This window comes from Acidovorax sp. JG5, from assembly GCF_017939685.1.
Lineage (GTDB): Bacteria > Pseudomonadota > Gammaproteobacteria > Burkholderiales > Burkholderiaceae_C > Acidovorax.
The window spans coordinates 1-1,579 of sequence record NZ_JAGKSE010000054.1 but is presented as its reverse complement, the minus strand read 5'-3'; the positions used below and the strand labels follow the sequence as shown (position 1 = coordinate 1,579).

1 protein-coding gene is annotated in these 1,579 nt (G+C 62.3%); it reads left to right on the top strand.

What is annotated here, in order from left to right:
* Window positions 1-69 precede the first annotated feature (69 nt).
* The gene (locus J8G26_RS19045; protein ID WP_086910894.1) at window positions 70-1,407 is read left to right on the top strand and encodes an IS1182 family transposase; all 1,338 of its coding nucleotides are present in this window, start codon (window positions 70-72) and stop codon (window positions 1,405-1,407) included.
* Window positions 1,408-1,579: the final 172 nt, after the last annotated feature.

Sequence of the window (1,579 nt, the reverse complement as noted above, 5' to 3'; positions counted from 1 at the left end):
CTAGGAGTCTGGGCGGCAGAAACCCGCCTCGGGGGATGAAAGCTGGCACGAAGCCTGCTGTGTTCAAGAATGAGCACCAGCTACGTCGCCTACCACCCCGAACAACAGCAACTGCTGCCGCCAGCCCTGCAAGACTGGCTCCCGCAGGGCCACCTAGCCTATTTCATCAGCGACACCGTAGACAGCCTGGATCTGAGCGCCTTTCACGCACGCTACGCCAGCGGTGGCTCCCGCAACCAGCCCCTGCACCCGGCCATGATGGTCAAAGTTCTGGTCTACGCTTACGCCACAGGGTGCTTTAGCTCACGCAAGATCGCCCGCAGGTTGCATGAAGACATCGCCTTTCGGGTGCTGGCAGCGCACAACTTCCCCGCCCACCGCACAATCCGGGACTTTCGGGCCCAACACCTGGGTGAGTTCACCGAACTCTTCACCCAAGTCGTGCGCCTGGCCCGGGAGATGGGTCTGGTCAAACTAGGCACCATCGCTGTAGACGGCACCAAGATCAAAGCCAACGCCAGCCGCCACAAAGCCATGAGCTACGCGCGCATGCAAACCGCCGAGACTGAACTCAAAGCCCAGATAGCCGCATTGCTGCATAAGGCGGCCCACACCGATGAGGCCGAGAAGAACGAGCCCGAGCTGGACATCCCCGCAGAGCTAGAGCGCAGGCAAGCTCGGCTGGCCGCCATTGAAGCAGCCAAGGCCCGGCTGGAGGCACGCCAAGCCCAAGCCGATACACAGCGCGGCCGCAGCCACGGCGATGGGCGCAATCCCCGCGACAAAGACGGCAAGCCCAAAGCAGGCCGCCCCTACCAACGCGACTTCGGCATCCCCGAGTCCAAAGCCCAGGACAGCTTCACCGACCCCGACAGCCGCATCATGAAGCGCGCAGGTGGCGGCTTTGACTACAGCTACAACGCCCAGACCGCAGTGGACGAGACAGCCCACATCATTGTGGCCGCCGAGGTGGTGAACACCAGCGCAGATGTACAGCAACTGCCCATGGTGCTGGATGCGGTCCAGACCCACACGGGTGTACAGCCAGCACAAGTCCTGGCCGATGCCGGCTACCGCAGTGAAGCCGTAATGGCCAAGCTGGCCCAGGTCTATCCGGATACCGAACTGGTGATTGCATTGGGACGCGAAGGCAAGGCACGGGCTACGCCCAAAGACGCAAACCGCTACCCGTACACGGTGGCCATGGCGGCCAAGTTGCAAACCGAACAAGGCCAGAAGGACTACCGCAAGCGCAAGTGGATCGCCGAGCCGCCCAACGGCTGGATCAAGAACGTGCTGGGGTTCCGCCAGTTCAGCATGCGCGGTTTGGAGAAGGCAAAAGCCGAGTTCAAGCTCGTGTGCATGGCGCTGAACCTGCGCAGAATGGGGGCCATTCAGGTGGGGTGAGGCGGGAAATGCGAGGCAAAGTGCCGGCTGCGACTTCTGAGCGTGGTTGGGCTGCTTCAACCGCGCCATAGAGATCGGCTGCGGTGAGTGCGTTCACCACAGCCTACGTCGCTGCCAGCCGCTGGGAGGCGATTGGAGTTGGCTCAAAATGTTCTGCTGCCCAGACTCCTAG